8 protein-coding genes are annotated in these 8,709 nt (G+C 71.3%); 1 reads left to right on the forward strand and 7 read right to left on the reverse strand.

Translation table 11 applies throughout. The features are described from left to right. Positions 1-60: 60 nt before the first annotated feature. The 7 genes from ACFVIM_RS29275 to ACFVIM_RS29305 all read right to left on the reverse strand — a co-directional run bounded on the left by ACFVIM_RS29275 (position 61) and on the right by ACFVIM_RS29305 (position 7,295). Positions 61-1,785, reverse strand: coding sequence for a DoxX family membrane protein (locus tag ACFVIM_RS29275; RefSeq protein ID WP_384307499.1), 1,725 nt, complete (start codon positions 1,783-1,785; stop codon positions 61-63). Between the two features lie 248 nt (positions 1,786-2,033). After that, the gene (rlmB, locus tag ACFVIM_RS29280; RefSeq protein WP_384307501.1) at positions 2,034-2,984 is read right to left on the reverse strand and encodes a 23S rRNA (guanosine(2251)-2'-O)-methyltransferase RlmB; all 951 of its coding nucleotides are present in this window, start codon (positions 2,982-2,984) and stop codon (positions 2,034-2,036) included. A gap of 89 nt (positions 2,985-3,073) precedes the next feature. Further along, positions 3,074-4,474: a cysteine--tRNA ligase gene (gene cysS, locus ACFVIM_RS29285; RefSeq protein WP_384307503.1), complete on the reverse strand. Its 1,401-nt coding sequence runs from the start codon at positions 4,472-4,474 to the stop codon at positions 3,074-3,076. 115 nt (positions 4,475-4,589) lie between these two features. Next, complete coding sequence (locus ACFVIM_RS29290; RefSeq protein ID WP_384307505.1) at positions 4,590-4,994, reverse strand: PPOX class F420-dependent oxidoreductase; 405 nt, start codon at positions 4,992-4,994, stop codon at positions 4,590-4,592. Between the two features lie 156 nt (positions 4,995-5,150). Continuing rightward, the gene (ispF, locus tag ACFVIM_RS29295) at positions 5,151-5,672 is read right to left on the reverse strand and encodes a 2-C-methyl-D-erythritol 2,4-cyclodiphosphate synthase (protein WP_384307508.1); all 522 of its coding nucleotides are present in this window, start codon (positions 5,670-5,672) and stop codon (positions 5,151-5,153) included. Beyond that, positions 5,662-6,408 (reverse strand): 2-C-methyl-D-erythritol 4-phosphate cytidylyltransferase, encoded by a 747-nt coding sequence (gene ispD / locus ACFVIM_RS29300; protein ID WP_384307510.1) that lies wholly within the window; start codon positions 6,406-6,408, stop codon positions 5,662-5,664. The genes ispF and ispD overlap by 11 nt, the downstream gene beginning before the upstream one ends. 404 nt (positions 6,409-6,812) lie before the next feature. After that, positions 6,813-7,295 carry a CarD family transcriptional regulator gene (locus ACFVIM_RS29305; RefSeq protein WP_003953493.1) on the reverse strand — a complete coding sequence of 161 codons (483 nt, stop codon included), beginning with the start codon at positions 7,293-7,295 and terminating at the stop codon, positions 6,813-6,815. 641 nt (positions 7,296-7,936) lie between these two features. On the opposite strand from ACFVIM_RS29305, the gene ACFVIM_RS29310 reads away from it, so the two are divergent. Next, positions 7,937-8,650 carry a hypothetical protein gene (locus ACFVIM_RS29310; RefSeq protein ID WP_384307512.1) on the forward strand — a complete coding sequence of 238 codons (714 nt, stop codon included), beginning with the start codon at positions 7,937-7,939 and terminating at the stop codon, positions 8,648-8,650. Positions 8,651-8,709: the final 59 nt, after the last annotated feature.

Below are 8,709 nucleotides of genomic sequence, written 5' to 3' on the forward strand. Positions count from 1 at the left end.
GTCCACCGCTGACCGGTGGCCGCCTCTTCATATGTCTCTCCGTCTCGGAACCGTCGGGACTCAGCCGAGCAGTCCGCCGATCACCTTCCCGCCGCCCGAGGAGCCGCCGCCACCCGAGCCGCCGCCGGAGGAGGAGCCCCCCGAACCGTCCGAGCCGCCGGAGCCGCTCTCGCTGGCCCCGCCCCCTGAGGACGGGCCCGAGCTGCCGGAAGGTGCCTCCTGGGCAGGGGTGGAGCGGTCGGGCGAACGCTGACCGTCGCCACCCGAGCCCCTGGTCTCACGCGGACGCTCTCCGCCCGTCTCCTGGCGGGTACGCTGCGCGTTCTGCCCCGAGGAGGGCGGAGTGGGGCGGTCCCCCTCGGCGGGGCCGCTGCTGCTCGCCGACGGGGTGGGCCGGCGCTCCCCCTCGGTCCGTCCGCTGGGACCACCCGCCGGGACGCTCCCGCCGGTCGGCCGCTCGTGCGGCAACGCGGAGCCCGGGAGGTGGTTGGTGGGGTCCTGGTTCGGACCGGGCACGGTGACCACCTCGGTCGAGCGCACCGCCCCGCCGAGCATGGACCCGACGAGCAGGGTCAGCCCGATCACGACGGCCGCCACGACCGCGCCCCTGCGCAGCACCCGCTGCCGCAGCTCCCACAGCTCGGACCGCGGCCCCAGCTTGCGCCACGCCTCACTCGCCAGCCGCCCGTCGACCGAGTACACGGGGGCGCCCGCGATGATCAGGGGCGACCAGGCCGCGAGATAGATGATGTCCGGGGCGTCATACGCCGGGACGGTCTTCCAGCTCACCGTGACGATCAGCGCCGCCGACAGCAGCGCGCCGACGACGGCCGCGACCCGCTGCCAGAGGCCGAGGACGGTGAGCACACCCACGACCACCTGGAGGAAGGCGACGGTGAGCCCGGCGCCCACGGGGTGGGAGAGCGCGAAGTCACGCAGCGGCTCGGCGAGCGCCCAGGGGTGCAGGGAGTTGAGCCACTTCACCATGGAGCCGCGCTCGCCGCCGTCGAAGTAGACGGGGTCGCTGAGCTTGCCCATCCCGGCGTAGACGGAGATGAGACCGAGGAACACGCGCAGTGGCAGCAGCACGACCCCCAGGTTCATCCGGCGGCCGGGGTAGTACGCGTGCCGGACGGCCTCGCCGGGTCGCTGGGAGCGGCCGTCCTCGGCCAGTTCGTCGTCCAGCTCGATGTCGTACTCGGCGAGCTCCGCGGACTCGTCGCGTCCGTCGTCCTCGGCGCCGCCGTCGCCATAGGTGTCGCGCGGCCGGTCCCCTCCGGTGCGGGGGGCCCGCGCCGTGCGGGTCGCGCGGGTTTCCTGGGTCTCGTACGTGTCATAGGCGCCGACCGCCTGGCGCATGGGTGGCAGCAGCGGACGGTCGACGACCGGGGTGAGGGTGGTGGCGGCGGTGTCGTCGGCGAGGTCGACACGGGGGATGACCTGGGTGGCGCCCGCGTCACGCGGATCGCCGCCGTGCGCGGCGCGCTCGGCGGTGGCGGTGCTGTTGCGCACCGCCCGGAGCAGACCGGTCGCGCCGGTGTCCCCGGGGGCGGACCTGCCGCTCCACACGACGGGCGGCCGACGCCGCGCCGGCGCCCCCGCGCGGACCACCGGGATACGGGCGGTGTCCGCCAGGGCTCGTGCGGGGCGCGGCTTCTGGGCGAGCTGCACCCGGAAGCTGGCGTGGTTGACGATGACCTGCGCGGGGTCGCTGTCGACCTTGATCATGCTCAACGCGGGCTGGTCGTCGAACCCGGACCGGTGCGTTCTGGTGTCCACGCTCATCTAACCGAGTGACAAGGTCTTTGGACACTGCCGCGCGCGGCCCGATCTGTCCGAGACCCGTCAAGGCTGGTGAGAGGCCCGCGGCCCCGCCGCGGCGGGCGACGGACCCTCGGTGACGCCGCGCGACACGCGCCGGGCGTGCGCCCCCGGAGCGCGTCCTACGACTCCGGCCGCCCATGAGACGTGCCCCTGGTGGCACGCCGAGCGCGTCACCAGGGGCACGTTCGGCGCGCCATCAGGGGATTCGCTCAGCTGCGGCGCTTGGCCGCCTCGTACAGCACCACTCCGGCCGCGACACCGGCGTTCAGCGACTCGGCGCCGCCGGGCATGGGGATGCGGACGAGGAAGTCACATGTCTCGCCGACGAGACGGGACAGGCCCTTGCCCTCGCTGCCGACGACGATGACGACCGGGCCGCCGAGCGCTTCGAGGTCGGAGACGTCGTGGTCACCGTCGGCGGCGAGGCCGACCACGGTGATGCCCGCCTTCTGGTACGACTCCAGGGCGCGCGTCAGGTTGGTCGCGCGCGCCACAGGGGTGCGCGCGGCGGTGCCCGCCGAGGTCTTCCAGGCGCCCGCGGTCATCCCGGCCGCGCGGCGCTCGGGAACGACCACGCCATGGCCGCCGAAGGCGGAGACGGAACGGACGACGGCACCCAGGTTGCGGGGGTCGGTCACCCCGTCGAGCGCGACGATCAGCGGGTCCTCGCCGTGGTCGGCGGCGGAGGCGGCGAGGTCCTCCGGGTGCGCGTACTCGTACGGCGGCACCTGGAGCACCAGACCCTGGTGGTTGAGCCCGTTGGTCATCCGGTCCAGCTCGGGCCGGGGCGCCTCCATGATGTGGAGATTGCCCCGCTGCGTGGCGAGCTGGATGGCGTCACGGACCCGCTCGTCGTTGTCGATGAACTGCTGGACGTAGAGCGTGCTGGCGGGGACGCCGTCGCGCAGCGCCTCGAAGACGGGGTTGCGGCCCACGACCATCTCGGAGCTGCCCTTGCCGCCGCGGCGGGCGACCGGGCGGCGCGCGGCCTGCTTGGACTTGGCGTTGGCGACGCGGTTCTTCACATGCCCCTTGCGCGCGCTCGCGGGCGGGGTCGGGCCCTTCCCTTCCAGGCCGCGGCGCCGCTTGCCACCGCTGCCGACCTGTGCGCCCTTCTTGTTGGACGTGCGTCGGTTCCTGCGCTGGCTGTTCCCGGCCATGAGTGCTACCTGTTCCCTGCGTCCTCGTAAATATGTACGTATGAAAGTGTGCCGCCCGGATGGCCGGGCGGCACATCGTCGCCGATGGCTCAGCGCGGGCCGAGCGTCCAGCGCGGGCCGTCGGCGCCGTCCTCGATCACCAGACCGGACTGCTGGAGCTGGTCGCGGATGGCGTCGGCGGTGGCCCAGTCCTTGCGGGCGCGGGCCGCCTCCCGCTGCTGGAGGACCAGCCGCACCAGTGTGTCGACGGCGCCGTGGAGGTCCTCGCCGCTCTCGGTCTCGCCCGCCCAGTGCGGGTCGAGGGGGTCGAGCCCGAGGACGCCGAGCATCGCGCGCACCTCGGCCAGCCGGGCGACCGCGGACTCCTTGTCGTCGGCGGCGAGCGCCGAGTTCCCCTGCCGGACGGTGGTGTGGATGACGGCGAGCGCCTGCGGCACACCGAGGTCGTCGTCCATGGCCTCGGCGAAGGCGAGCGGCACCTCGGCGGCGGGCTCCACCGGCCCCCCGGCCTTCTCGGCCACGCGCTGGATGAAGCCGACGATCCTGGCGAAGGCGGACTCCGCCTCGCGGAGCGCCTCCTCGCTGTACTCGATCATCGAGCGGTAGTGCGGGGTGCCCAGGTAGTACCGGAGCACGATCGGCTTCCAGTGCTTGACCATCTCGGAGACCAGCACCGAGTTCCCGAGCGACTTGGACATCTTCTCGCCGCTCATGGTGACCCAGGCGTTGTGCACCCAGTAGCGCGCGAACTCGTCGCCGAACGCCTTGGCCTGCGCGATCTCGTTCTCATGGTGCGGGAAGATCAGGTCGATCCCGCCGCCGTGGATGTCGAAGGCGCTGCCGAGATACTTGTGCGCCATGGCCGAGCACTCCAGGTGCCAGCCGGGGCGGCCACGGCCCCAGGGCGTCTCCCAGTCGGGCTCGCCGGGCTTGGCGGCCTTCCACATGGCGAAGTCACGCGGGTCGCGCTTACCGGTCTCGCCCTCGCCGGAGGGCTGGCGCAGTTCGTCGAGGTCCTGGTTGGAGAGCTCCAGATAGCCCGGGAAGGAGCGGACGTCGAAGTAGACGTTGCCCTCGGCCTCGTAGGCGTGACCGCGCTCGATCAGACCGTGCATCATCTCGACCATCTCGGTCACATGGCCGGTGGCGCGTGGCTCGTAGGTGGGGGGCAGGCAGCCGAGGGCGTCATAGCCCGCGTTGAACGCGCGCTCGTTCTCGTACCCGATCGACCACCAGGGGCGGCCCTGGGCGGCGGACTTGGAGATGATCTTGTCGTCGATATCGGTGACATTGCGCACGAACGTCACGTCGTAGCCGCGGTACGCGAACCAGCGGCGCATGATGTCGAAGTTCAGCCCCGACCGGATGTGCCCGATATGCGGGGCCGCCTGCACGGTCGCACCGCACAGGTAGATCGAGACACAGCCCGGCACGAGCGGGGTGAAATCACGGATCTGCCGGGCGCTGGTGTCGTACAGGCGAATAGTCACGCATCAAGGGTAGTCGGCACTCGACCGTGCCCCGCGACCCTTACGGGCCGCGGAACAACTTTGTGATGTCGTACAAGGGAGATCCCTGGTCCTGGCCGGACCCGGCACCTCCGGGTCAGAGACGACCGACGATCTTGTGCGGGGTCACCCGGACGACCACGCGCGGGGCATCCTCGGCGGCGGCCGGGTTGAAGTCCGCGTAGTCCTTGCCGGTGTACTTGCGGGACAGGTCGTCGATCAGCTCCTGGCCGCCCTCGGTGGTGAGGGTGACCTCGCCGCGGATCTCCGCGTAGGTGTAAGGGGCGTCGAACGGCTGCACCACGACCGTCACCCTCGGGTCACGGCGGAGGTTCTTCTCCTTCCGGCGCCCGACCGTCGTGGAGATCAGCAGGTCGTCCCCGTCCCGCTTCACCCACACCGGCGACACCTGCGGGCTGCCGTCGGGCTGGATGGTCGCGATGTGGACGAAGACGGGGGTGTCGAGCAGCGCCTTCAGATCGTCGGAGAGTGCGGCGGTCATGAGAGAGCCTTCCTGGAGGCGGTGGCGTTCCGGGTCGCCGGGCGGCGATCGGGTTACCCGTACCCTCCCCCGACGGGCCGCCACACGCACCCGGGTACGGTTCCGGTCCCGCCTCCGTCACACCGGCCGGGTGAACCGGCCGCCCGCCGTGGGACGTCAGTCGGCCGGGCGGTAGAGAAGGACGGTGGCGATGGCGGCCAGCCCCTCGGCGCGGCCCGTGAGACCGAGGCCGTCCGTGGTGGTCCCGGAGACCGAGACTCGCGCGCCGACGGCCGCTCCCAGGGTCTTCTGCGCCTCGTCCCGCCGCTTGCCGATCTTGGGGCGGACGCCGATCACCTGAATGGCGACATTGCCGATCTCGAACCCCTCGGCCCGGACGATCCGCGCCGCCTCCGCCAGAAGGGTGACCCCGGAGGCGCCGGACCACTCGGGCCGCGAGGTGCCGAAGTGGGCGCCGAGGTCGCCGACGCCCGCGGCCGAGAAGAGCGCGTCACAGGCGGCGTGGGCGGCGACATCACCATCGGAGTGCCCGGCCAGACCGTCCTCGCCCTCCCACAGCAGCCCGGCGCACCACAGCTCGCGGCCGGCCTCGAAGGCATGGACGTCCGTACCGATGCCCACGAGCGGGAGAAGCGGGGCCGCCGGGGTGCCCGGGGCGCCGTGCGGGTCAGAAGCCATCGTTGGCCCTCCTGCGGGCGAGAACCGCCTCGGCGAGGACGAGGTCGAGCGGACGGGTCACCTTGAAGGCCTCCTCGTGGCCGGGAACGACGACGACCGGGACGCCGAGCCGCTCGACCATCCCGGCGCAGTCGGTCGCGCCGTCGCCCCGCGCCTCCTCCGTGTGGTGCGCGCGCACCAAGGTGGCGCGCTGGAAGCCCTGGGGGGTCTGTACGGCCCGCAGCCGGGAGCGCTCGGGGGTGGCGAGCACCCGCTCCGGCTCCCCCTTCTCCCGCGGCTCGACCTCCTTGACCGTGTCCGCCAGTGGGAGCGCCGGGACGACGGCGGGCGCCCCGTCCCGTACCGCCTCGATCACGGAGTCGACCGTGTCGACGGGGACCAGGGGGCGGGCGGCGTCATGGACGAGGACGACCTCGATGCCGTCCGGCAGCGCGTCCAGACCGAGCCGGACGGACTCCTGGCGGCTCTCGCCGCCGGGGACCACGACGATGTCGGTCCGCTCGGGCGGCGCGAACTCGGTGAGCAGGTTCTTGACGCCCTGGGTGTCGTCCGGGGGCGCCACCACGACGACCAGGGAGACCGCGCGGGACGCGGCCATGGCACGCACCGCGTGCAGCAGCATGGGCGTGCCGTTGAGCGTACGGAGCGCCTTGGGCGCACCGGGGCCCAGCCGGACGCCCCGGCCCGCGGCCGGGATCACCGCGGCGGTGCGGGGCGGAAGGGATTCGTCTGTCATCGGTTGCACTCCGGCAGGTTTGTTTCCTCGGCCGACATGGGTATGGCCACAGCGTGCCGGGCGCGACGCCTTGACGGACCCTTCCGTGACTACTGGTCTGCGCCAGCCGCCCCGGGCCCGGCACACCGACGGCAGGCGCTGCTGCGAGCCGGTATGGACATTCCGGTATGGAAAATGCCGCAGCGCCCGGCGACAGATCCATCATCAAAAATGATCATGGCATGTCAGCGGGCACTGCGGCATCGCTGGTCTCCAGCGGCCTCGCTTCACGCGTGGCCCACCCCATCACGCCGTCCCCGGCCTCGCGCGATGTCCGACGGGCCCCACGACCTGACACGACCCCGGGGAGACCGGGGCATCAGGGTTTGGGGCACGGTGGACACGGCGCCGAGGGGGCTGGGGCGTCAGGACGCGAGGACCTCGTCGAGCAGGGCCTCGGCCTTGTCCTCATTGGTGTTCTCCGCGAGGGCGAGCTCACTGACGAGAATCTGGCGCGCCTTGGCCAGCATCCGCTTCTCACCCGCGGACAGCCCGCGCTCACGCTCACGACGCCACAGGTCACGCACCACTTCGGCGACCTTGATGACGTCCCCGGAGGCGAGCTTCTCCAGATTTGCCTTGTAGCGGCGGGACCAGTTCGTGGGCTCTTCGGCATACGGTGCGCGCAGCACCTCGAAGACCCGGTCGAGCCCGTCCTGACCGACCACATCGCGCACGCCGACGAACTCCGCATTGTCCGCTGGCACGCGAACCGTCAGGTCGCCCTGGGCGACCTTGAGCACCAAGTAGGTCTTGTCCACGCCTTTGATCTGGCGAGTTTCGATGGCCTCGATCAGCGCGGCCCCGTGATGGGGATAGACCACGGTGTCGCCAACCTTGAACGTCATGTGACAGGTACCCCTTCCGTGGCTATCCAGGGTAACACGGATACAGCTTCTACTGAATGGCGTTTTCGCAGGTCAGGGCATATCTCGGGGCTTGACAACAGAGACGGGAACGTGCTGTGGGCGACTTCCGGAAGGGGGTATTCGCAGGTGGGGACGGCTCTGCCGGTGGCGAGAAACGTACATGCCGACACCCCTCCCAGCCGCCCACGACAGGGGCGAACGTCCCGATATGCCGGGTTCTGCGTGGTCAACTTCCATCGATCCGTTCGATGGTCGCTCATCAGTTCGGCCAGATGTCGAGCCAAATCGAAATTGATCATCGACAACACGCCGGAGCTATTCGGACGGAATGCGGACCCGACCATGGAATTGATCATTACCGATATGTGAACGGATCGCGAAACGCTCGGCGTGAAACATCCACCGTGGCGGCGCGGAACGGGCCGCGCGAGTTGCCCGAGGGGTGCGACCAGCCGCAAGGGGCGGGTCGGGTGCGGGGCCGGAGCGACGGCTCTGTAATCTGTCGGCGAACTGACGTGATCTCGGCGGGCGTCGCGAACTGATGCGGATCCGCCCGGCATTGCGACGGTTCGTCCGATCCGTCAACCGCCGGTCCGTATGTGCAAGGAGATGCCGCAGCCGTGAGCCTCCCCCAAACTCCGTCCGGGGGCGCCCCCCGTCTGCGACGCGGCGCCCTCGCGGCGACCGCCGTCGCGCTGTCGTTCGCCGCGCTCACCGCCTGTGGCGCGGGTAACAACGCGCAGTCGCTCGGCATCAAGCCGGACACCGCCGAGGTGACGGTCGACACGATCAGCGTCCAGAACGCCAACGTGATCACCCAGCCGAAGGCCAACACCGCGGGTCCCGCCGTCGTCTCCGCGACGGTCTTCAACGCGGGCCGCACGGCGCAGACGCTGGAGTCGATCACGCTGCCCGGCGCGGGCACCGTGAAGCTGAGCCCGGCCAAGGGCACCGGACCGCTCACGATCCCGGCCGAGGGCCAGATCGTCATCGGCGGCGCGGGCAACGCGTCCGCGGTCATCGAGGACGGCCTCGGGCTGACCAAGAACATCGGTGGCGTGCAGGAAGTGGTCTTCAACTTCAGCGAGACCGGCGCGGCCAAGCTCAGGGCGTTCATCGTCCCGTCGGCCAGCTACTTCACGGACTTCGGCCCCAGCGCGGTGCCGTCGGCGCCGCAGCCCTCCGGCTCCCCGTCCGGCTCGCCCAGCGGACAGCCGGGCTCCGAGGCCGGCGAGGGCACGCAGGAGGAGCAGGGCGCGGAGCAGACCGAGGGCACCACACCGCCCTCCGAGGCGGGCCAGCCGTCGGAGTCCGCGTCCACGGCGCAGCACTGATCGCCGCGCGCGTTCGTTGAGCGCGCGTTCATGAGGTACGGAGAGGGGGCGTCCCCACC

This window comes from Streptomyces sp. NPDC057638 (assembly GCF_042800315.1).
Taxonomy (GTDB): Bacteria; Actinomycetota; Actinomycetes; order Streptomycetales; family Streptomycetaceae; genus Streptomyces.